This window comes from Actinotalea soli, assembly GCF_017565425.1.
Lineage (GTDB): Bacteria > Actinomycetota > Actinomycetes > Actinomycetales > Cellulomonadaceae > Actinotalea > Actinotalea soli.
In genome coordinates this window covers 23,190-43,393 of record NZ_JAGEMK010000013.1, presented here as the reverse complement: position 1 = coordinate 43,393, position 20,204 = coordinate 23,190, and the positions used below count along the sequence as shown (strand labels likewise).

Annotated in this window: 19 protein-coding genes; 8 read left to right on the top strand and 11 right to left on the bottom strand. The window is 73.3% G+C overall.

Features of this window, described 5'->3' with window-relative positions:
• Window positions 1-145: 145 nt before the first annotated feature.
• Window positions 146-868 carry a FadR/GntR family transcriptional regulator gene (locus J4G33_RS16750; RefSeq protein WP_208057145.1) on the bottom strand — a complete coding sequence of 241 codons (723 nt, stop codon included), beginning with the start codon at window positions 866-868 and terminating at the stop codon, window positions 146-148.
• 17 nt (window positions 869-885) lie between these two features.
• The gene (locus J4G33_RS16745) at window positions 886-2,214 is read right to left on the bottom strand and encodes an L-fuconate dehydratase (protein WP_208057144.1); all 1,329 of its coding nucleotides are present in this window, start codon (window positions 2,212-2,214) and stop codon (window positions 886-888) included.
• Between the two features lie 135 nt (window positions 2,215-2,349).
• Here J4G33_RS16745 and J4G33_RS16740 point away from each other — a divergent pair, with 135 nt between their 5' ends.
• From J4G33_RS16740 to J4G33_RS16720, 5 genes are all read left to right on the top strand, one after another.
• Window positions 2,350-3,372: a 2-hydroxyacid dehydrogenase gene (locus J4G33_RS16740; protein ID WP_208057143.1), complete on the top strand. Its 1,023-nt coding sequence runs from the start codon at window positions 2,350-2,352 to the stop codon at window positions 3,370-3,372.
• 93 nt (window positions 3,373-3,465) lie between these two features.
• Window positions 3,466-4,317 carry an IclR family transcriptional regulator gene (locus J4G33_RS16735; RefSeq protein WP_208057142.1) on the top strand — a complete coding sequence of 284 codons (852 nt, stop codon included), beginning with the start codon at window positions 3,466-3,468 and terminating at the stop codon, window positions 4,315-4,317.
• A gap of 180 nt (window positions 4,318-4,497) precedes the next feature.
• Window positions 4,498-5,124: a bifunctional 4-hydroxy-2-oxoglutarate aldolase/2-dehydro-3-deoxy-phosphogluconate aldolase gene (gene eda, locus J4G33_RS16730; protein WP_208057141.1), complete on the top strand. Its 627-nt coding sequence runs from the start codon at window positions 4,498-4,500 to the stop codon at window positions 5,122-5,124.
• Between the two features lie 70 nt (window positions 5,125-5,194).
• A complete protein-coding gene (locus J4G33_RS16725) occupies window positions 5,195-6,295 on the top strand; it encodes a sugar kinase (RefSeq protein ID WP_208057140.1) in 1,101 nt (366 codons plus the stop codon).
• 129 nt (window positions 6,296-6,424) lie between these two features.
• A complete protein-coding gene (locus J4G33_RS16720; RefSeq protein WP_208057139.1) occupies window positions 6,425-7,195 on the top strand; it encodes an SDR family NAD(P)-dependent oxidoreductase in 771 nt (256 codons plus the stop codon).
• Window positions 7,196-7,208: 13 nt separating this feature from the next.
• Here J4G33_RS16720 and J4G33_RS16715 read toward each other — a convergent pair whose 3' ends face one another.
• From J4G33_RS16715 to J4G33_RS16695, 5 genes are all read right to left on the bottom strand, one after another.
• Complete coding sequence (locus J4G33_RS16715) at window positions 7,209-8,024, bottom strand: hypothetical protein (RefSeq protein ID WP_208057138.1); 816 nt, start codon at window positions 8,022-8,024, stop codon at window positions 7,209-7,211.
• A 68-nt stretch (window positions 8,025-8,092) separates the two neighbouring features.
• Window positions 8,093-8,938 carry an NAD-dependent epimerase/dehydratase family protein gene (locus J4G33_RS16710; protein WP_208057137.1) on the bottom strand — a complete coding sequence of 282 codons (846 nt, stop codon included), beginning with the start codon at window positions 8,936-8,938 and terminating at the stop codon, window positions 8,093-8,095.
• Between the two features lie 192 nt (window positions 8,939-9,130).
• Entirely contained in the window at window positions 9,131-10,648 is a 1,518-nt protein-coding gene (gene glpK, locus J4G33_RS16705) for a glycerol kinase GlpK (RefSeq protein WP_208057136.1), read from the bottom strand.
• A gap of 76 nt (window positions 10,649-10,724) precedes the next feature.
• Entirely contained in the window at window positions 10,725-11,459 is a 735-nt protein-coding gene (locus tag J4G33_RS16700; protein WP_208057135.1) for an MIP/aquaporin family protein, read from the bottom strand.
• Between the two features lie 107 nt (window positions 11,460-11,566).
• A complete protein-coding gene (locus J4G33_RS16695; protein ID WP_208057134.1) occupies window positions 11,567-13,381 on the bottom strand; it encodes a glycerol-3-phosphate dehydrogenase/oxidase in 1,815 nt (604 codons plus the stop codon).
• A gap of 221 nt (window positions 13,382-13,602) precedes the next feature.
• Between J4G33_RS16695 and J4G33_RS16690 the strand changes: the two genes are divergently transcribed.
• Together J4G33_RS16690 and J4G33_RS16685 are read left to right on the top strand one after the other, a co-directional pair.
• Complete coding sequence (locus J4G33_RS16690) at window positions 13,603-14,562, top strand: sugar-binding transcriptional regulator (protein WP_208057133.1); 960 nt, start codon at window positions 13,603-13,605, stop codon at window positions 14,560-14,562.
• Window positions 14,563-14,641: 79 nt separating this feature from the next.
• A complete protein-coding gene (locus J4G33_RS16685) occupies window positions 14,642-15,136 on the top strand; it encodes an amino-acid N-acetyltransferase (protein ID WP_208057149.1) in 495 nt (164 codons plus the stop codon).
• 12 nt (window positions 15,137-15,148) lie between these two features.
• Here J4G33_RS16685 and J4G33_RS16680 read toward each other — a convergent pair whose 3' ends face one another.
• The gene (locus J4G33_RS16680) at window positions 15,149-16,072 is read right to left on the bottom strand and encodes an aminoglycoside phosphotransferase family protein (protein WP_208057132.1); all 924 of its coding nucleotides are present in this window, start codon (window positions 16,070-16,072) and stop codon (window positions 15,149-15,151) included.
• Window positions 16,069-16,941, bottom strand: coding sequence for an iron-sulfur binding domain-containing protein (locus J4G33_RS16675; protein ID WP_307793977.1), 873 nt, complete (start codon window positions 16,939-16,941; stop codon window positions 16,069-16,071). The genes J4G33_RS16680 and J4G33_RS16675 overlap by 4 nt, the downstream gene beginning before the upstream one ends.
• Window positions 16,942-17,051: 110 nt before the next feature.
• Between J4G33_RS16675 and J4G33_RS16670 the strand changes: the two genes are divergently transcribed.
• A complete protein-coding gene (locus J4G33_RS16670; protein WP_208057131.1) occupies window positions 17,052-17,666 on the top strand; it encodes a hypothetical protein in 615 nt (204 codons plus the stop codon).
• Here the strand turns inward: J4G33_RS16670 and disA are convergent, their stop codons facing one another.
• Together disA and radA are read right to left on the bottom strand one after the other, a co-directional pair.
• On the bottom strand, window positions 17,667-18,584 hold the full coding sequence (disA, locus tag J4G33_RS16665; protein WP_208057130.1) for a DNA integrity scanning diadenylate cyclase DisA: 918 nt from the start codon (window positions 18,582-18,584) through the stop codon (window positions 17,667-17,669).
• Window positions 18,585-18,682: 98 nt separating this feature from the next.
• A complete protein-coding gene (gene radA, locus J4G33_RS16660) occupies window positions 18,683-20,128 on the bottom strand; it encodes a DNA repair protein RadA (protein ID WP_208057129.1) in 1,446 nt (481 codons plus the stop codon).
• Between the last annotated feature and the right edge of the window lie 76 nt (window positions 20,129-20,204).

The window sequence follows — 20,204 nt, the reverse complement described above, 5'->3', positions numbered from 1 at the left end:
GGGGGGTGTGGGGGGTTTTTGGGGCCCCCCCCCCCCACCCCGATCTCGGGCGCGGGTCCTGCCCCGACGGCGTCGGGCGCCCCGCTCACCCGACGGCGTCGGGCGTCGGACGGCCCGCGCGCCCCGGGGGCGCCGAACGCCGCGCTCACCCGTGGGCGCGGAGGAAGTCCTCGACCTCGAGGAGGTGCGCGGCCATCCGGACGCGGGCCCGCTCGGTGTCCCCGGCGAGCACCGCGTCGAGGACGGCCTCGTGCTCGTCCTGGGTGCGCTCGTCGGCCCCGGCCTGGGCGATCCCGCGCCACAGCCGGTGCCGCGCGGTCCGTCCGGCGAGGGCCTCGACCAGGGCCCCGAGCACCGGGTTGGCGGCTGCCTCGGCCAGGGCCCGGTGGAAGGCGATGTCGGCCTCGAGGAGGGCCTCGTGGTCAGCAGGGTCCTCCGCCGCGCCGCCGGCCGGGGAGGTGCGGGCCGCGAGGGTCGCGGCCGAGGAGTCGAGCGCGGCACGGGCCCTCGCGAGGGCCTCGCCCGCCCCGGCGGCGTTGCTCGCGGCGAGGCCGGCCACCTCGGTCTCGAGCATCCGGCGCACCGTGTGCACGTGCAGCGCGTGGCCTGCGCCCTGGAGCTCGACGACCAGCCCGAGGGGGGCGACCAGCAGGCTCGGGTCCAGGCTCGTCACGTAGGTGCCGTCACCCTGACGGGAGTCCACCACCCCGAGGACCGACAGGGCCCGGACCCCCTCGCGCAGCGACCCCCGGGAGACGCCGAGGGTCGCTGCCAGGTCCTTCTCGACCGGGAGCCGGTCACCAGGGGCGAGGCTGCCGTCGAGGATCATCGCGGTGATGCCGTCGACGACGCGGTCGGTGCGGGACATGCGAGGAGTATCCCGGCTCAGGGGGCCTCGAGGGCCAGACGGCCGGCCCAGTAGCTGCCGTCGGGGAAGCGGAACTCCTCGATCGAGGCGGCGTGCATCTCGGTCGAGTACCCGGGCTGGCTCGGCAGCGCGTAGGCCGCCTCGCGGACCACGCACGGGTCGGTGAAGTGCTCGTGCAGGTGGTCGACGAACTCGGTGACCCGGCCCTCGCGGGTGCCGCTCACCGCGACGAAGTCGAGCATCGAGACGTGCTGCACCATCTCGCACAGACCCACCCCGCCCGCGTGCGGGCACACGGGGACGTCGAACTTCGCGGCCAGGAGCAGGACCGCGACGATCTCGTTGAGGGAGCCGAGCCGCCCGGCGTCGAGCTGGCAGAAGTCCAGGGCGCCGGCCTGCATGAACTGCTTGAACATGACGCGGTTGTGGCAGTGCTCGCCGGTGGCGATGCCGACGGGGGCGACCCCGCGGCCGATGGCGGCGTGACCGAGCACGTCGTCGGGGCTGGTGGGCTCCTCGATCCACAGCAGGTCGAACTGCGCGAGGGCGTTGGTCCACTCGATGGCCTGGTCGACGTCCCACACCTGGTTGGCGTCGATCATCAGGGTGCGGTCCGGACCGATCACCTCGCGGGCGATCCCGCAGCGGCGGATGTCGTCCTCGAGGTTGGCGCCGACCTTGAGCTTGATGTGCTGGTAGCCCTCGTCGACGGCCTCCTGGCACAGGCGGCGCAGCTTGTCGTCGTCGTACCCGAGCCAGCCGGCCGAGGTGGTGTAGCAGGGGTAGCCGGTGGCCTCGAGCTCGGCGATGCGCTCGGCCTTGCCGGCCTCCTTGGCGCGCAGCAGGGCGATGGCCTCCTCGCGGCTCAGGGCGTCGGAGAGGTAGCGCAGGTCGGCGACGTCGACGAGCTGCTCGGGGGTCATGTCGGCGAGCAGGCGCCACACCGGCTTGCCCGCCAGGCGCCCGGCCAGGTCCCATGCGGCGTTCATCACGGCGGACAGGGACAGGTGGACGACGCCCTTCTCGGGGCCGAGCCAGCGGATCTGCGCGTCGGAGGTCAGGTGCCGGTAGACGGCGCCCATGTCGGCAGCCATCTCCTGGACGTCCATGCCGACGAGCAGCTCGGCCTGCTGGCGGGCGGCGACGGCGACGATGTCGTTGCCCCGGCCCGTGGTGAAGGTCAGGCCGAAGCCGGCGAGCGGGGCGCCGTCGGCCGCGGTGCCGTCGGTGCGCAGCACGACGTAGGCGGCCGAGTAGTCGCCGTCCTTGTTCATGGCGTCCGAGCCGTCGGCGGTGAGCGAGGTCGGGAAGCGGACGTCCTCGATCTCGATGCTGGTGATGCGCATGGGGAGCTCCTCGGTGCGGGCTGGGGTCCTCCCACCGTAGGCGCAATCATCAGATGAATCCACCCCGGACGGCGACAGTCGCCCGCTAGAGTGGCCACCGAACCCCCAGATGTCAGATGTATAGAGGAGAGACTCATGGTCCCGACCCCCTACCGCGTCGGCGTGACGGCCGAGGGCGTCGAGCCCGACGGCACCACCCTCTTCGGGGACATCGGCCTCGACCGGCTCACCGCCGCGGGCCTCTCCTGGGAGGTCATGCCTCCCGCGGCCGGCCACGCCCCGGCCCCCGAGGACCTCGAGCCCTATGACGCCGTGCTCTCCATCGGGCACCTGCAGTTCACCCGCGAGGTGGTCGCGGCGGCGCCCCGGCTGCGCCACGTCGCACGGTTCGGCGCCGGGTACGACGGGATCGACCTCGAGGCCCTGGCCGACGCCGGGGTCGTGGTCACCAACACCCCTGACGCCGTGCGTCGTCCCCTCGCCGCCTCAGCCGTGACCCTGCTGCTCGCCCTGGCCCACCGGCTCCTGGAGAACCACGCCGCCGCCACCTCAGGGCGCTGGTCCGAGCGCGGGCGGTACCGCGGGGCCGGGATCGCCGGCCGCACCGTCGGGATCATCGGCCTGGGCAGCGTCGGGGCCGACGTCGCCCGCCTGCTCGCGCCGTTCGGCGCCCGTGTCGTCACCCAGGACCGCCCCTCCGCGCGGGACCGGGCGGCCGAGCTCGGCATCGACTGCCTCCCGCTCGAGGACCTCGTCGCCCAGTCCGACTACGTGGTGCTGACCGCCGCGCTGACCCCGACCTCGCATCACATGGTCGACGCGGCCTTCCTCAAGGCGATGAAGCCCACCGCCTTCCTGGTCAACGTGGCCCGGGGCGGGCTCGTCGACCAGCCGGCCCTGACCGCCGCGCTCGCGGACGGCAGCATCGCCGGGGCTGGCCTCGACGTCCTGGACCCCGAGCCGCCGCTGCCCGGCGACCCCCTGCTGGGCCTGCCGAACGTCATCGTGACCCCGCACGCCCTGTGCTGGACCGAGGACTTCACCCGCGACGTCGCGAGCAGCTGCTTGGGCGCGCTCATCGACGTCGCCCACGGCCGACGCCCTGCCCACCCGCTCAACCCCCGAGCCCTGGACGTGACCTGGCCGACGGTCGACTGAGGGCCTGGCGACGGTGACGGCTGGGCGGTCCGACGACGGCGCATCGGTGCGGTCCCGGTCTCCGCACGCTGCGCTGCTCGTAGGGTGGGCCGCATGGACCGAGCCGACCCCACGGTGGTGAGCCCGACGACGGTGAGCCCGACGTCGGGTGCCTCCACGCCCGGGGCGGGCGGTCCGGTCGAGGCGCAGGGCTCCCCGGTCGAGGCCGTCGACCGCGCGCTGCTCGTCCTGCAGTCCCTCGCCCGTGCGGGGGCCCGCGGCGCCGTGCTCGCCGACCTGGCCACCGGGCTCGGGCTCAACAAGACCACCGTGCACCGCACCCTCGCCGCGCTGCGCTATCGCGGCTTCGTCACCCAGGACCCGACGTCGGGCGCCTACCGGCTCGGGCCCTCGGCCACTCAGCTCGCCGACGACTACCTGAGCGACGAGAACCTGCCTGCCCTCCTGCACCCCGCCCTGGTCGCCCTGTGCGCGGCCGCGGAGGAGCTCGTGCACCTCGGGGTGCTCGAGGGCAGCCACGTGGTCTACCTCGACAAGGTCGAGCCCGACCGGTCGCTGCGGGTGTGGTCGGCCATCGGTCGGCGCAGCCCCGCGGTCACCACCGCCCTGGGGCGAGCGCTCCTCTCGCACCGCCGCACCGACCGCTCGCTCCTGCCCGGGTACGTCCGCGCGGCGGGGGAGGGGGCCGGGGTCGACGCCGATCACGTCTGGGCGGTGCTCGAGCGGGCTCGCGAGCGCGGCTACGCCACCGAGGACCAGGAGAACGAGGTGGGCATCAGCTGCCTCGCGGTGCCTCTGCTGCGCTCGGGCACGGCGGTCGCCGCAGTGAGCGTCACGGCGCCCGCGGAGCGGATGACCCCCGACCGGGTCGCCTGGCTGCACGAGCAGATCCGGGCCGTGCTGCCGGCGCACCTGCCGGAGGGGATCACGATCCCTGGTCGGTGAGCCCTCGACAGGCGTGGCGCTGGTCGGTGCTGTGCACCGTTCGTCGTCCTCGCCAGGCTAGGTGAGGGTGCCGTCCGAGGCTCGTCGGTGCCCGACGTCCCTTGAGCCCGGGCCCGACCCATGGCATCCTGTGTTTCGGAGAGCGACACACGCATTCCGCCTAGCGAAATGGATGCCACGATGACGGACACCCTGACTGCCCTCGGCGCCGCGCGCCTCGTCCCGGTGGTCGTGCTCGACGACGCCGCCGACGCCGACGCCCTGGCCGGCGCCCTGGTCGCGGGCGGTCTGCCCGTCGCCGAGGTCACCTTCCGCACCGCCGCGGCCGAGGACTCGATTCGCGCGATGGCCGACCGTGGCGACATCCTCGTCGGCGCGGGCACCGTGCTGAACCCCGAGCAGGTCGACCGGGCGGTCGCCGCTGGCGCCTCGTACGTCGTCTCTCCGGGGTTGAGCCGGGCCGTCGTCGAGCGGTGCCGGGAGCACGGCGTGCTCGCCCTGCCCGGGGCGGTCACCGCGACCGAGATCCAGGCCGCCCTCGAGCTCGGGCTGAGCACCGTGAAGTTCTTCCCCGCGGGCACCTCGGGCGGCGCCCCTGCGATCAAGGCCCTCGCGGCCCCCTTCGGCGGCGTGACCTTCGTGCCCACGGGGGGCGTCGGTCCGGCCAACCTGCACGAGTACCTGGCCATCCCCGCGGTCGCCGCGGTGGGCGGCTCGTGGATGGTCCCCCGCGACAGGATCAAGGCCGGCGACTTCGCGGGCATCACCCAGCTCACGGCCGAGGCCGTCGCGCTGCTCGACGCCTGACCCTCCCGCCCCCGCCCGCGACCACCGGGCCCACGCCCACCCCAGCCGTCCCCGACGAAGGAGCCTGACCATGGCCCTGACCATCCGCCCCGCGGCCGAGTGCCGCTACGACGCCGTCTCCCTCGGCGAGGTCATGCTGCGCCTCGACCCCGGCGAGGGTCGCATCCGCACCTCGCGGCAGTTCCGCGCCTGGGAGGGTGGCGGCGAGTACAACGTGACCCGTGGCCTGCGCCGGGCCTTCGGGCTGCGGGGGGCGGTCGTCACGGCCCTGGCCGACAACGAGATCGGGCGGCTGGTCGAGGACTGCATCCTCACCGGTGGGCTCGACACCCAGTTCATCCAGTGGATCCCGTTCGACGGCCTCGGTCGCGAGGTCCGCAACGGGCTCAACTTCACCGAGCGCGGCTTCGGCGTGCGCGGCGCCGTCGGGGTCTCGGACCGTGGCCACACCGCGGCCTCGCAGATGAAGCCCGGCGACGTGGACTGGGACCACCTCTTCGGCGAGCTCGGCGTGCGGTGGCTGCACACCGGTGGCATCTTCGCGGCGCTCAGCGAGACCTCGGCCGAGACCGTGATCGAGGCCGTGACCGCGGCCAAGAAGCACGGCACGGTGGTGTCCTACGACCTCAACTACCGCCCCAGCCTGTGGAAGTCGATCGGCGGCCACGCCAAGGCGCAGGAGGTCAACAAGGAGATCGCCCAGTACATCGACGTCATGATCGGCAACGAGGAGGACTTCACGGCCAGCCTCGGCTTCGAGGTCGAGGGCGTCGACGAGAACCTCTCGGCCCTCGAGGTCGACAAGTTCGCCGCCATGATCGAGACCGCTGCCGCGGCCTACCCGAACTTCCAGGTCATCGGCACCACGATGCGGACCGTGCACAGCGCGAGCGTCAACGACTGGGGCGCCCTGGCCTGGTCCCGGGAGACCGGCGTCGTGCAGTCCACCCACCGCGAGCGCCTCGAGATCATGGACCGCGTCGGTGGCGGGGACTCCTTCGCCTCGGGCCTGGTCTACGGGCTGCTCGACGGACAGGACCTGCAGACCGCCGTCGAGTACGGGGCTGCCCACGGCGCCCTGGCCATGACCACCCCGGGGGACACGACCATGGTCACCAAGGCCGAGGTCCTCAAGCTGGCCGGCGGCGGCAGCGCCCGCGTCGACCGCTGACCCACCCCCCGGTGGTCGCAGGCTGAACCACCCCCACCCGTCCGGCCCCCGGCCGGCCGTCGATGACGACCCCCGCAGAGCGTTCTCGCAGGCGCTCGGCGGGGGTCGTCCTCTGATCAAGGAGAAACCATGAGCGAGACCGCAGCCCTGACCGACCTGACCGGCAAGCGAGCCCTGGTGACCGGGGGTGGCACCGGCATCGGCCGGGCCGTGGCCCTCGAGCTCGCCCGGGCGGGGGCCGACGTCGCCGTGACGTACCGCTCGCACGACGCCGCCGAGGTGGTCCGTGAGATCGAGGGCCTGGGGCGTCGCGCTGTGGCCTTCGCGCTGGACGCCACCGACAGCGCTGCCGTGACCGCCGTCGTCGAGCAGGCCGTCGAGGCCCTCGGCGGGGGGATCGACCTGCTGGTCAACAACGCCGGCGGCCTGGTCGGGCGGCAGAAGGTCGCCGAGATGAGCGACGAGCACTGGCACGCCGTGATCGACGTCAACCTCACCAGCACCTTCTACGTGACCCGCGCCGCCCTGGCGGCGATGCCCGACGGCGGGCGCGTGGTCTCGATCGGCTCCCTCGCCGGCCAGAACGGCGGCGGGCCGGGCGCGGTGGCCTACGCCGCCTCGAAGGCGGCCCTCGACGGGTTCACCCGTGGCCTCGCCAAGGAGCTCGGCCCGCGTGGCATCACCGTCAACGCGATCGCGCCGGGGTTCATCGGCGAGACACCCTTCCACGCGACCTTCACCCCCGAGGAGGGCCAGCGCGCCGCCGTCGCGGGCACCCCGCTGGCCCGCGCCGGTCGCCCCCAGGACGTCGCCGCCGCCGTGCTGTTCCTCGCCTCGGCCGCCGGATCGTTCAGCACCGGGACCGTGCTCGACGTCAACGGGGGCACCTGGTTCCACTGAGCCGACCGCGGGCTCATTCCTCGATCTCCGGCAGCTCGACGGGGTCGCCCCAGGCGGAGAACTCGTAGAAGGTCTCGCTGACGACGCCCATCGCGCTCACGGTGCTCTCGATGCGGACCGGCCGGTAGGTGTGATCGATCCAGATGTCGAAGCTCAGGACCTCCCCGAGCCCGAGGTCGGTGGGGGTGGCCGAGAACCCGACGGTCGCCGTCTCGTCGATCTCCCGCGGGCCGGTCGGGAAGAACTCGGGCGAGGTGCGCCAGTACTCCCGGTGGAAGGACGGGCGCGAGCTCTCGATCCCCGCGGTGACCAGCGCGGTGCCCATCATCGCCTCGGGGGGCGCCTCGGGGTAGACCTCGAGCCACCCCGCGTCCGGGTACCGGACCCACCCTCGGTCCTGACGCACCACGACCCGGACACTCTCGTCGTGGGTGGCGTCGAGGGTGAACTCGGGCTCGAGCTGCACCCGCCGGTCCCAGTGCGTGCCGTCCACCCCCTGCACCATGCGGTAGCTGTTCGACAGCAGCATGGCCGCCTCGGCGCACTCGGCGAAGACCTCCCCGGGTACAGGGTCCTCCGGGAAGGCGAAGGTCCGCCCGCACGCGTCGGTGAGGGCCTCCTCCTCCCCCTCGTCGGGGCTCCCGGACTCCTCGGGGTCCTCTGGCCCGACGGGGTCGGCCTCTGACGCTGCGGGCGCGTCCTCCTCAGGGCCGTCGCTCCCCGGGCCGCACGCCGTGAGGGTGAGCAGCGCGACGGCCATCACGACGGCGGCGCCCCGTGCACCCCCCGCGTGGGTCGAGGTCGGCGGGGAGGTGGTGACGGGGCGCATGACTCTCCTCTGCGGTGCTCGGGCGCGTCGGCGCAACCTAGCAGCCCCGAGGAGCAGACGGGCAGGCCTCAGCCCACGTGGTCGCGCCAGGAGTGCGCGGGGGCGTAGCCGATGAGCTCGCGGGCGGCGTCGATCGAGAGCAGGGTCTCGAACTCGCCGACCTCGCGGGTGCGCTGGACGTCAGGGAACACCTCGGCCATCAGGTCGGCCGAGGGACGGTTCATGATCGTGTCGGCCGCGGCGATGATGACGTTCTGCGCCCCCTCGGTCTCGGTCTCCAGTCCGAGGCGGAAGCCCTGCGCGACGTCGCGCACGTCGACGTAGCCCCACAGGTTCCACCGCCGCAGCTGTGCGTCGCCCCAGTAGCCGGGCACGGCCGCGTAGTCCTCGGGGCGGTGGATGTTCGACAGCCGCAGCCCGAGGAAGGGGATGCCGCTCCACGCCTGGACGTGACGGGCCGTCTCCTCCCCGAGCACCTTGGACAGGGCGTAGGTCGAGGTCGGCACGGGGAAGTGGGCCTCGTCGACCGGGGCGTACTGCGGGGGCACGTCGAAGGGCAGGCCGAGGGTGGTCTCGCTCGAGGCCCACACCACCTTGCGCAGGTTGTGCCGCGCCGCCGCGAGGAACACGTTCTGGTTCATCGCGGTATTGCGGTTGAGGGTCTCGGGGGCCGTGGCGCGGCCGGGGGCGGGGATGTTGCCCAGGTGGACCACGGCGTCAGCCTCGGAGAGCACCTCGAAGGCCTGCCCGTAGTCGGTGAGGTCCGCGACCAGGAGCTCGGTCCCGAGGCCGGCATCGGCTCCCGGTGGACCGGCCAGGTCCGTCGCGTGCACCTCGTAGCCGTGCTCGAGCAGATCGGCCACCACCGCTCGCCCTGCCTTGCCGTACGCCCCTGTCACAGCGATCGTCGTCATGCGCCCATCCTGGCCTCCCGAGGCCGCCCCCGCACGCGACCACCCCGCGGAGCCTGCCACCACCCGCTGCTGGGCCCCTCCCTCGACCGGGGATGGCGCTGGGGGGCGTGCAGAAGCCCCGCCGCGCTCGGGGCGTGGCGGGGCTTCTGGTGATGCGTTGCAGCTCAGGCGGTGGTCATCAGGCGGTGAGGCTCAGTCCACGTCCTCGTCGACCCAGTCGAAGGTCTTGGTGACAGCCTTCTTCCAGTTGCGGTAGGTCTTCTCCCGCGCCTCGTCCTCCATCGAGGGCTCCCAGCGCTTGTCCTCGGCCCAGTTGTCGATGACGTCCTGCTCACCGGACCAGAAGCCGACGGCGATGCCGGCCGCGTAGGCCGCGCCGAGGGCCGTGGTCTCGGCGACCTTGGGCCGCACCACCGGGACGCCGAGGATGTCGGCCTGGAACTGCATCAGGGTCTCGTTGGCGATCATGCCGCCGTCGACCTTGAGCTCGGTCAGGTCCACGCCCGAGTCCGCGTTCATGGCGTCGAGCACCTCGCGGGTCTGGAAGGCCGTGGCCTCCAGGGCGGCCCGCGCGATGTGGCCCTTGTTGACGTAGCGGGTCATCCCGACGAGCGCACCGCGGGCGTCCGAGCGCCAGTGCGGGGCGAACAGGCCCGAGAACGCGGGGACGAAGTACGCGCCACCGTTGTCCTCGACGCTGTTGGCGAGGGTCTCGCTCTCGGCCGCGTCCTTGATGATGCCGAGGTTGTCCCGCAGCCACTGGATCAGCGAGCCGGTCACCGCGATCGCGCCCTCGAGGGCGTACACCGCGGGGGCGTCGCCGATCTTGTAGCAGACCGTGGTGAGCAGGCCGTTCTTGGACTGGACGGGCTCGGTCCCGGTGTTGAGCAGCATGAAGTTGCCCGTGCCGTAGGTGTTCTTGGCCGTGCCCACCTCGAAGCAGGCCTGGCCGAAGGTGGCCGCCTGCTGGTCGCCGAGGATGCCGGCGATCGGGACCCCGGGCACCATGCCGCCCTTGCGCCCCTCGCCGTACACCTCGGAGGAGGAGCGGATCTCGGGGAGCATCGACACCGGGATCTTCATCTCGGCGGCGATCTCCTCGTCCCAGGTGAGGGTGCGCACGTCCATGAGCATGGTGCGCGAGGCGTTCGTCACGTCGGTCACGTGCACACCGCCGTTGACCCCACCGGTCATGTTCCACAGCACCCAGGAGTCGGTGTTGCCGAACATGAGGTCCCCGGCCTCGGCCTTCTCCCGCGCGCCGTCGACGTTGTCGAGGATCCAGCGGATCTTCGGCCCGGAGAAGTAGGTCGCCAGGGGCAGGCCGACCTTCTCCTTGTAGCGCTCGGCCCCGCCGCCCAGGGCGGCCAGCTCGTCGCAGATCTTCTGGGTGCGGGTGTCCTGCCAGACGATCGCGTTGTACACGGGCTTGCCCGTGGTGCGGTCCCACACCACGGCGGTCTCGCGCTGGTTGGTGATGCCTACCGCCGCGATGTCCTCGTGGGTGAGGTTGCCGCGGGTCAGGGCCAGGCCCACGACCTCGCGGACGTTCGTCCAGATCTCCTCGGCGTTGTGCTCGACCCAGCCGGCACGCGGCAGGATCTGCTCGTGCTCGAGCTGGCCGGTCGAGTGGATCGACCCGGAGTGGTCGAAGACGATCGCCCTCGAGCTGGTCGTGCCCTGGTCGATGGCAAGGATGTAGTCAGCCATGTCAGTCCTTCACGTCGTCGTTGATGGTGATGGTCGTGCGGGCCGCTGGGGGCCCTGAGGGAAAGGTCCGCACGGGTCAGCCGATGGCAGCGGCGAGCAGTCCGGCCAGGACGCCACCGACGATGGGGCCGGCGATCGGCACCCAGGCGTAGCCCCAGTCGCTGGACCCCTTGCCCTTGATGGGGAGCAGGGCGTGGGCGATACGAGGCCCGAGGTCACGAGCGGGGTTGATGGCGTAGCCCGTGGGCCCGCCGAGGCTCGCGCCGATGCCGACGACGAGCAGGGCGACGGCGAGCGGGCCGAGCTCGTTGGGCGTGTTGCCGAACTGGATCACGATGTACACCAGCACGAAGGTGCCGATCACCTCGGTCACGAAGTTCCAGCCGTAGGAGCGCAGCTCCGGGCCGGTCGAGAAGACGGCCAGCTTGATGCCCGCCTCGGCCTCCTGGTCGAAGTGCGGCTTGTAGGCGACGAAGGCGAGCACGGCACCCAGGAACGCGCCGAGCAGCTGGCCGGCGACGTAGACCAGGGTCGAGGCCACGGTGACCGGCACGCCGGTGGCGTACTCCTCCACACCGTTGGCCAGCAGGCCGAAGGTCACGGCCGGGTTGATGTGGGCGCCCGACTGCCAGGCGGCGAACACACCGGCGAAGACGGCGAGCCCCCAGCCGAAGTTGATCAGCAGCCAGCCCCCGCCGTTGCCCTTCGTCTTGGGCAGGATGACGTTGGCGACCACACCGGCACCAAGCAGCAGCAGCAGCCCGGTACCGATGACCTCAGAGATGAAGACATCGAGAAGACTGGGGTCCATGGCATTCCTCGTTTCGTCAGCGGGACGTCGTTGTCACGTGCTCTCCGGGCTGGTGCCCGGAGGGTCGAGGTCCCCCGGGCAGGTCACCCGGGGGGTCGGGGCGGGCCTCAGGTCCCGGCGGGACCTGCGGTACCGCGGTCGTGGGGGGAGGAGCCGGGCTTGGTCCCTCCCTCGGCGGAGGTGCCCAGGGGCACCAGGGGGGTGATGTCCTCGGCCGCCAGGCGAGCGGTCTCGGCTCCGGCGTCGTCGGTCTCGTGGGAGGCGGCCTCCTCGGCCTCGCACCGCGCACGGTAGGAGGCGATCTCGGCCGTGCGGGTCGCCTCGTCCCAGCCGAGGCGCTCGCCGACCAGGTCGGCGATCTCCTCGATCGCGCCCAGGCCGCGGTCGGCCTGCTCGTAGACGAGCCGGGTGCGGTGCAGCAGGACGTCCTCGAGGTGCAGGGCGCCCTCGTGGCTGGCCGCGTAGGCGACCTCGGCGCGCAGGTACGCCGGGGCGTGCTCGAGCGGGCGCCCCAGGGACGGGTCGGCCTCGACCATCTCGATGATCTCGGTGAGCAGCGACCCGTAGCGGTGCAGCAGGTGGTCGACCATGGCTCGGCTCCACCCGTGGGCCGCGGCGATGCGGCGGCTCTGGCGCTGGAGCACGGCGTGCCCCTCGGCGCCGACCAGGGGGATCCGGTCGGTGATCGAGGGCAGCTGCTTGGCGCGCCCGCCGAGGGCGAAGTCCACGGCGTCGACGGCCATGACCCGGTAGGTCGTCAGCTTGCCGCCCGCGACGACCGTCAGCCCGGGGGTCGGGGAGGCGACGGTGTGCTCGCGCGAGACCTTGGCCGAGGAGGTGCCCTCCTTGGTGCCCGGCTGGAGCAGCGGCCGCAGCCCCGCCCAGGTGCCGATGATGTCGTCGCGGGTCAGGGGACGGGCGAGCACCGTGTTGGCGTGCTCGATCACGTAGTCGATGTCCGCCGCGGTGGCCACGGGGTGCTGGAGCTCCTGCTCCCAGGGGGTGTCGGTGGTGCCGATCACCCAGTACCGCGACCACGGGATGACGAAGAGCACGGACTTCTCGGTCTGCAGGATCAGCCCGACGTCACCACGGATACGGTCCCGGGGCACGACGATGTGCACCCCCTTGGAGGCCAGCACCCTCAGGCCGCCGTCGGCCTCGGCCAGGGCCTCGGTCTCCTCGGTCCAGACGCCCGTGGCGTTGATGACCTGGTCGGCGCGCACGGTGACCCGCCGCCCGGTCTCGAGGTCGGCGAGCACCGCGCCGTTGACGGCGCCGGTCCCGCGGTGGGTCAGCTCGACCACCTGGGTGCGGCTCGCGACGTGGGCCCCGTAGGAGGCTGCCGTGCGGACCAGGGTGCTGACCAGGCGCGCGTCGTCGACACTCGCGTCCCAGTAACGGACGGCGCCGACGGCGGCGTCGTGGCGCAGGTCGGGGAACATGCGCTCCATGCCCTTGCGGCTGAGGTGCCGGTGCCAGGGCATCGCCCGGTTGCCCGGGGCCAGGCTGGCCAGGGTGTCGTAGAGGGCGACCCCCGCACCGACGTAGGCCCGCTCCCAGACCTTGTGCTCGAGGGGGTAGAGGAAGGAGACCGGGCGCACCAGGTGCGGGGCGATCCGCTTGAGCAGCAGGTCGCGCTCGGTGAGGGCCTCGTGGACCAGGTGGAAGTCGAGCATCTGCAGGTACCGCAGCCCGCCGTGCACGAGCTTGCTCGACCGGCTCGAGGTGCCCGAGGCCCAGTCCTGCGCCTCGACGATGCCGACCCGCAGGCCGCGGGTCACGGCGTCGAGGGCCACGCCGGCTCCGGTGACGCCGCCGCCGATCACCAGGACGTCGAGCTCGTTCCCGTCGGTCGACGACGCGTCGAGCGCATCGAGGGCCTTGGTCCTGGACTCCGGGGTCAGGGCGGCTGTCTTCACTTCGTCCTCCTCGACGCACGATGGCGCTCCGCGGTGCGCGGCGACCCTCGACGGAGGCCTCCGGGACGGAGGCTTCACGAAGCAGCCGGCCGCGCGGCTTGTCCTATGTTTTCCACGGGGAGAACGAACGCGCAACCCGAGTGCACGAACGTGCAAGACTGGGTCGTGCGGGATCTGGCCGGGAGAGGACCCCGACGACCCACGAGAGGGCGGAGAGCGCGATGGAGCGCGAGGACGTGCTGCGAGCAGCATCGATGTACTACCTGCAGGACATGACGATGGACGTGATCGCCCGCCACCTGAGCACCTCGCGGTCGACCGTCTCCCGCTTGATCAAGCGGGCCCGTGAGACCGGGCTGGTCGAGATCACCATCCGCCCTGCACGAACTCTCGCCCCGGGGCTGAGCCGCACGATCGCCCGCGAGCACGCGATCGAGGCGTACGTGGTGCCCGTGCCGGACTCCGCGACCGAGCTCCAGCGCCTCGAGCAGGTGGCCCTGACCACCGCCAAGCTCATCGGCTCGTGGTTCGACTCCGAGATGGTCCTCGCCCTGGCCTGGGGTACCACCCTGGCCGCGATCGGACGCAACCTGACCCCCAAGGCCACCCGCGGCAGCGCCGTCGTGCAGCTCAACGGGGCCGCCAACACCCGGACCAGCGGCGTCGAGTACGCGAGCGACCTCATCTCCGGGTTCGGTGGGGCCTTCGACGCCGCGGTGCACCACTTCCCGGTGCCCGCCTTCTTCGACTACCCCGAGACCAAGGCCGCGATGTGGCGCGAGCGGTCGGTCCGGCGGGTGCTCGACGTCCAGCGCCGCGCGGACATCGCCCTGTTCAGCGTGGGCGCCGTGAGCGGCGGGGTGCCCAGCCACGTCTACTCGGCGGGCTACCTCGACGCCGAGGACGTGACGCTCCTGCACGACGAGGGCGTGGTCGGCGACGTGTGCACCGTGTTCCTGCGGGCCGACGGCAGCTACGCCGACGTCGCCCTCAACGCCCGCGCGACCGGCCCCACGCCCACCGAGCTCCGCCGCATCCCGCGCCGGGTCTGTGCCGTCGCCGGGGACAACAAGGTCGCCCCGCTGCGTGCTGCGCTCGCGGCGGGGGCCGTCACGGACCTGGTGATCGACGAGGTCACCGCGGCGGCCCTGGTCGACCTGCCGGCCGCCGTCGTGCCCTGATCTGCTCTAGCGTTGGTCCGTGCCTGACGAGATCCCTGACCAGCCCGTGCCGTCGGCCGAGCCGTCGACCGGGCCGTACGTGCTCCGCCCCGCCCTGCCGCGTGACGTGCCCCAGCTGCGCGACCTGGTCCAGCCGTACGCGCAGGAGCGCATCCTGCTGGCCAAGGAGCTGGTCGGCTACTACGAGGCCGTGCAGGACTTCATGGTCGCCGAGGACGAGACCGGCACCCTGATCGGCTGCGGCGCGCTGCACGTCATGTGGACCGACCTCGCCGAGGTGCGCACCCTCGCCGTGCATCGCGCGTGGCGGGGCCGCGGGGTCGGGCACGCCCTGCTCGACGCCCTGGTCGCGCGGGCCCAGGACCTCGGGCTGCGTCGCCTGTTCTGCCTGACCTTCGAGGTCGAGTTCTTCCGCCAGCACGGCTTCGAGGCCATCAACGGCACCCCGGTCGACGCCGACGTCTACGTCGAGCTGCTCCGCTCGCACGACGACGGCGTGGCGGAGTTCCTCGACCTGGCGCGGGTCAAGCCCAACACCCTCGGCAACACCCGGATGCTCCTCGAGATGCCCTGAGGGCGCGAGCCGTCAGTCCTGGACGGCCTTGGCGATCGTGACGGCCCGGGTGATCCACTCGCGGTCGGCCGAGGTCAGGGAGCGGCCCTCGCGGTCCGCGGCCTCGAGGCACCAGAGCACCATGACCACCTCGCGTACCACCACCCAGTCCCGTGCACGGTCCGGGTCGAGGCCGCCCGCGTCCACCGCCGACCAGAAGCGCTGCTGCACCGCCCAGCGCACCTCGCCCGTCGCGACCACCTCGGCCCACCGGTTCCACAGCAGGGGGGCGACCTCGAAGGCCGGGTCCCCGGCCAGGGGCTTGGGGTCGATGGCGAGCCACGGCTCCCGGGTGGACGCGAGCACGTTCGCGTAGTGCAGGTCGGTGTGGACCAGCGTCTCGTCGACCCCGTCGGCGCGCGCGAAGGTGCGGGCGAGCGAGGCCGCCTGCTCGACGAGCCGCCGCGGCACCGGTGCGTCCCGGGGCAGGGCCACGAGCCTCTGGGCCCAGTCCGCCGCCACCCCGGACAGAGCCCGCAGCTGCGGCAGGGCGGGCCGGTGCAGCCTCCGGTACAGACCGCCGACGACGGCGCAGGCCTCGACCGCATCGATCGACCCGAGGTCGGTGGTGCTCGCGCGCTCGAGGAGCAGGGCGCCGCGCCGTGGGTCTGCCGTGAGCAGGTGCACCGCCCCCTGCCCGTGCCAGTGCTGCAGGGCGAGGTGCTCGTGGTCGGACTCCTCGTGCGGCCAGCCGAGCTTGAGGACCGCAGGCTCCCCCTCCTCGGTGCGGACCGGGACAGCCAGGGCGCACTCGCCGTGTCCCGGCACGCCGTCGGGGACCAGGGACCAGTCGCCGAGCACCTCCTCGAGCAGGCGTGGCAGGCCGTCGAGCCACGGCTGCCACGTGGCGCCGTGGTCGGGGAGGGCCAGCAGGCCGGCGGGGAGCTGGATGCTCATCCGGGCAGCCGGTAGCCGTCGTCGAGCTTCTCGACCAGGCCGTCGAGGAGCAGGCCCGCGAGGACCCGGGCGCGCTGCTCGGCGTCGAGGGTCACGTCCTCCAGGACCGCTCCGGGCACCGGGTGATCTGCAGCCCGGAGCCGGGCCATGACCCTGCCCCGCACCTGCCGGTCGGTGCCCTCCCAGGCCTGCCGGCGCCGGACCAGCACGTGCAGGTCGGCCGGACGTCCCGCGGCCAGCCAGCCGCACTGCTCACGCACCGGGCACGCCTCGCACCGCGGCGACCTGGCGGTGCAGACCACGGCACCCAGCTCCATGACCGCGGCGTTCCAGCGTGCGGAGGTCGCGTCGTCCTCGGGGACCAGCTCGCCCGCACGGCGCAGCTCTCCGGCCGACAGGTGCGGGGGCGGCAGGGCCTCGCCGTCCAGGGTGCGGGTCAGCACCCGGCGCACGTTGGTGTCCACCACCACGGAGCGACGCCCGTGGGCGAAGGCGGCCACGGCCGCTGCGGTGTACGTGCCGACCCCCGGCAGGGCGAGGAGGGCGGCCTCCTCGGTGGGGACCGCGCCGTCGTGCCGGTCGACGACGGCCTGGGCGCAGGCGTGCAGCCGGAGGGCCCGCCGCGGGTAGCCGAGCCGGTCCCAGGCGCGCAGCACCTCGGCGGGGGTCGCGGCGGCGAGGTCGGCCGGGGTGGGCCAGCGGTCCATCCACTCCTCCCAGCGCGGCTGCACCCGGACCACGGGGGTCTGCTGCAGCATGACCTCGCTGACCAGCACCCCCCACGGGGTGCAGCTCGGGTGACGCCAGGGCAGGTCACGGGCGTGGGCCGCGAACCAGTCGATCACCGGGGGGACGAGGGGGTGGACCACGCGACGATCATGCCTGGCGTGGGCGAGGTGGCGCGCGCGGGCCCCCGGCGCGCCACCAGGAGGCCGGGGTGGGGCGGCCGTAGCGTAGGGGCAGGAGAAGGGGAGGGTCCATGAGTACCGTCCTGAAGCCCGTCGGCCCGCAGCCAGACCGGGTCTACTGGGTGCGCCGCGTGGTCGTCCTCGTCCTGGCCGTCCTGCTGGTCGTGGTCGCCTCCTTCGGCGTGCGCGCGCTCGTCTCGGGGGGATCCGCCGAGGAGACCCCCGCCGCTGAGGGGTCCGAGGGCGCGCCGACCGAGGACGGCGCCGCCGAGGAGGGCGGTGCGGGTGGCGCCCCCATCTCCTGCGACCCCGGGGCGTTGACCGCGACGCTGGCCACCGACGCCCAGAGCTATCCGGCGGAGTCTGCGCCGGTGCTGACCCTCACCGTGACGAACACCGGTGAGGCCGCGTGCACGGTCGAGGTGGGTTCCGAGACGTCGGCGATCACGATCACCTCGGGCTCGGACCGGATCTGGGCCAGCACCGACTGCGAGGCCGAGGTCGAGGAGCCGCGCCTGCTGCTCCTCGACCCGGGCGCGCAGGTGCCGGTCGAGCGGGCGTGGTCCCGTGAGCGGTCGGACGAGGAGTGCACCGCGGGCCTTCCCGAGCCGCGACCGGGGACCTACACGGCCTCGGCGACGGTGCTGGGTGTCGAGGTCGAGCCCGTGGCCTTCGTGCTCGAGTAGTCAGACGTAGCGCTCGAGGATGCTCGACTCGGCGAGACGGGACAGTCCCTCGCGGACCGCGCGGGCCCGCTGCTCGCCGACCCCCTCGACGCCCATGAGCTCGTCGATGCCGGCCGCGAGGAGCTTCTGCAGCCCGCCGAAGTGCCCGACGAGCCGGTCGACGATGGTGGAGGGCAGCCGCGGGACCTTGGACAGCAGGCGGTAGCCGCGCGGGCCGACGGCGCCGTCGAGGGAGTCGTCGATCGCGACGAGGCCGAGGACCCGGGCGATGTGCGCGAGGTCGAGGAGCTCGGTGGCGTCGAGGGCGGCGAGGTCGGTCTGCACGTCGACCAGGTTGCGTCCGGCGCGGTTGGCCTCGACGTAGTCGCGGATGACCAGCTGGCGGTCCGAGCCGATGCCGCCGCTGACCTCGTCGAGGCGGGACTTGTAGCGCTCGAGGGTCGCGAGGGCCTGGTTGGCGCGGGACTGGATGATGTCCGAGCCCTCGAGCACGTACCGCGACCCGCCCACGTACAGGGCGATGATCCGCATGGACTGGCTGACCGAGACCACGGGGAAGCCCGACTGCTTGGCCACGCGCTCGGCCGTGCGGTGCCGGGTGCCTGACTCGGTGGTCTCGATGGTCGGGTCGGGCAGCAGCTGGACGGCGGCCCGCACCACCCGGGTGGCGTAGCGGTCGACGACGATCGCCCCGTCCATCTTGGCGAGCTCGCGCAGCCGGGTCGCGGAGAAGTCGACGTCGAGGGTGAAGCCGCCCGAGCACATGGACTCCACGACGTCGTCGTGGCCCAGCACGATCAGGGCGCCGGTACGACCGCGGAGGATGCGCTCGAGACCGTCCCGCAGCTCGGTGCCCGGCGCGACGGCGGCAAGGGTGGAGCGCAGCTTGTCCTCGGCGGAGCGCTCGGTGGTGACCACGTGCGAATCGTACGCGAGGGCGGGGCGCTGGGAAGGGGTGCCGCCCGGGCGCGCCGCGCCGGGACCTGCGCCGTCCGGGTGATGTCGACCCGGCGTGATCACGCCCTGCCGGCGGCTGGGCGCTGCGTCATGCGGACGGCCTCGGCGAGGTCCCGGACCTCGACCAGCTCGAGCCCCGAGGGGACCTGGGCCGCCTCGACCCCGCCGGCGGGCACGACGGCCCGCGTGAAGCCCAGCCTCCTGGCCTCGGCGAGCCGGCGGACCAGCCCCACGACCGGACGGATCTCCCCGGCGAGACCCACCTCGCCGAGGGCGACGAGGCCCGCGCCGAGGGGGACGTCGCCGACCCCGCTGGTGGTGGCGAGGGCGACCGCGAGGTCCGAGGCGGGCTCGGCGACCCGGGCCCCGCCGACGGTCGAGACGTAGACGTCACGGTCGGCGACCCCGACCCCGGCCCGGCGCTGCAGGACGGCGAGGATCATCGCGAGCCGGCTCGAGTCGATGCCGCTCGTGGTGCGCCGCGGGTTGCTGAGGATCGAGGGCACCACGAGGGCCTGCACCTCGGTCGCGAGGGGCCGGCGACCCTCGAGGGTCACGGTCACGCAGGTCCCGGGCACGTGGTGCAGGGTGTGGGACAGGAAGAGCCCGCTCGGGTCCGTGAGGCCGACGATCCCGGTCTCGGACAGGTCGAAGCAGCCGACCTCGTCGGTGGGCCCGTACCGGTTCTTGGTCGCGCGGACCATGCGCAGCCGCGAGTGGCGGTCCCCCTCGAACTGGCACACCACGTCCACGAGGTGCTCGAGGGTGCGTGGCCCCGCGACGCTGCCGTCCTTGGTGACGTGCCCCACGAGGACCGCGGGGATGTCGCGCTCCTTGGCCACCGCGATGAGCGCGGCCGCGACCTCGCGCACCTGGCTGACCCCGCCCGGGGCGCCGTCGACCTGGGCCGAGGCGATGGTCTGGACCGAGTCGACCACGAGCATGGTGGGGGAGTCGGCCTCGATGTGGCCGAGCACCGTGCCCAGGTCGGTCTCGGCCGCGAGCAGCAGCCCGTCGGCCAGGGCGTCGATCCGTTCGGCGCGCAGCCGGACCTGACCCGCGGACTCCTCGCCGGTCACGTAGAGCACCCGCTGGCCCGGGTGCCGGGCCACGCGGGCCGCGACGTCGAGCAGCAGGGTGGACTTGCCGACCCCGGGCTCCCCGGCCATGAGGATGACCGCTCCGGGGACCAGGCCGCCACCGAGCACGCGGTCGAGCTCCTCGACCCCGGTGGGCCGGGCCCGAGCGGTCTCGACGTCGATCTGGGCGATCGGGCGCGCGGGGGTACGCGCGGGGCTGGTCGCGACGGTGCGCGGCCCCGCGGTCGGCCCGGCGTCCTCGCTGACGGTGCCCCATGCCTGGCACTCGCCGCACCGACCGGCCCACTTCGCGGTGGTCCACCCGCACTCGGTGCACACGTAGCCGGGGCGGGCAGGGCGGGCCGAGCGTGAGCGGGCGGTCGTCGAGGAGGTCACGCCCGCGACGCTAGCTGCCGGCACCGACATCCCCGGGAGGTCCCCGCTGACATCCCGCAGGGCGGTCCCGAGGGCATCCCCGGCCCTCCTGGACGGACCTCCTCCC

Bases quoted from the DNA above. Each gene is read 5' to 3' on its own strand.
- J4G33_RS16750 (WP_208057145.1), bottom strand. From the start codon at position 868: ATGTCCCGCACCGACCGCGTCGTCGACGGCATCACCGCGATGATCCTC.
- J4G33_RS16745 (WP_208057144.1), bottom strand. From the start codon at position 2,214: ATGCGCATCACCAGCATCGAGATCGAGGACGTCCGCTTCCCGACCTCG.
- J4G33_RS16740 (WP_208057143.1), top strand. From the start codon at position 2,350: ATGGTCCCGACCCCCTACCGCGTCGGCGTGACGGCCGAGGGCGTCGAG.
- J4G33_RS16735 (WP_208057142.1), top strand. From the start codon at position 3,466: ATGGACCGAGCCGACCCCACGGTGGTGAGCCCGACGACGGTGAGCCCG.
- eda (WP_208057141.1), top strand. From the start codon at position 4,498: ATGACGGACACCCTGACTGCCCTCGGCGCCGCGCGCCTCGTCCCGGTG.
- J4G33_RS16725 (WP_208057140.1), top strand. From the start codon at position 5,195: ATGGCCCTGACCATCCGCCCCGCGGCCGAGTGCCGCTACGACGCCGTC.
- J4G33_RS16720 (WP_208057139.1), top strand. From the start codon at position 6,425: ATGAGCGAGACCGCAGCCCTGACCGACCTGACCGGCAAGCGAGCCCTG.
- J4G33_RS16715 (WP_208057138.1), bottom strand. From the start codon at position 8,024: ATGCGCCCCGTCACCACCTCCCCGCCGACCTCGACCCACGCGGGGGGT.
- J4G33_RS16710 (WP_208057137.1), bottom strand. From the start codon at position 8,938: ATGACGACGATCGCTGTGACAGGGGCGTACGGCAAGGCAGGGCGAGCG.
- glpK (WP_208057136.1), bottom strand. From the start codon at position 10,648: ATGGCTGACTACATCCTTGCCATCGACCAGGGCACGACCAGCTCGAGG.
- J4G33_RS16700 (WP_208057135.1), bottom strand. From the start codon at position 11,459: ATGGACCCCAGTCTTCTCGATGTCTTCATCTCTGAGGTCATCGGTACC.
- J4G33_RS16690 (WP_208057133.1), top strand. From the start codon at position 13,603: ATGGAGCGCGAGGACGTGCTGCGAGCAGCATCGATGTACTACCTGCAG.
- J4G33_RS16680 (WP_208057132.1), bottom strand. From the start codon at position 16,072: ATGAGCATCCAGCTCCCCGCCGGCCTGCTGGCCCTCCCCGACCACGGC.
- J4G33_RS16670 (WP_208057131.1), top strand. From the start codon at position 17,052: ATGAGTACCGTCCTGAAGCCCGTCGGCCCGCAGCCAGACCGGGTCTAC.
- radA (WP_208057129.1), bottom strand. From the start codon at position 20,128: ATGTCGGTGCCGGCAGCTAGCGTCGCGGGCGTGACCTCCTCGACGACC.